This window comes from Vibrio sp. 10N.222.49.C9 (assembly GCF_041474985.1).
GTDB lineage: Bacteria > Pseudomonadota > Gammaproteobacteria > Enterobacterales > Vibrionaceae > Vibrio > Vibrio crassostreae_C.
In genome coordinates this window covers 1-514 of sequence record NZ_JBFRVD010001289.1, presented here as the reverse complement: position 1 = coordinate 514, position 514 = coordinate 1, and the positions used below count along the sequence as shown (strand labels likewise).

Below are 514 nucleotides of genomic sequence, written 5' to 3'. Positions count from 1 at the left end.
CTTATGGAAGCGCTTAACTGTCACTGCTTTAAGTACAAGTTCAGCTTGTCGTGGAATAGATAAAGGTAGGCCTTTAACAGAGTCTTGGAATACATGATAGATGTCTGCGTCTTCGACTGAAAACGGCTGTGGTGTAAATGCAGATTCGATAAGAACTTTACGAGGGAGATCAGAGCGAAATACCATATCTTCGCTAATCTCAAGCATCAGAGAGGATTTATCCTCGTCGTAGTACCAATTCCATGTATCGCTTAGCTTAAGCATAACTCTGTCCTGTTTTAAACTCGGTTTAAGTAAGGCGCTACACCATCCCTTTGCAGGGTCCACGTTACTTTCCGATAATTCTACTAACAGGAGACGAAAAAAAAAGGGGAAAACAATTCCCCTTCTCTTTAGCTAAACAATTGGTTTTACTGCAAATCGATTACAGATTCTTAACGATATCTTTAACCAAGTTTGGTCCTTTATAGATAAAGCCTGAGTAAACCTGCACCAACTTCGCACCAGCTTGCAT

Annotated in this window: 2 pseudogenes; both read right to left on the bottom strand. The window is 40.7% G+C overall.

What is annotated here, in order from left to right:
- Positions 1 to 264, bottom strand: a pseudogene (locus tag AB4585_RS27950) (cell division protein ZapC); the annotation flags it as partial.
- A 160-nt stretch (positions 265 to 424) separates the two neighbouring features.
- Positions 425 to 514: pseudogene (locus tag AB4585_RS27945) on the bottom strand (dihydroorotate dehydrogenase (quinone)); the annotation flags it as partial.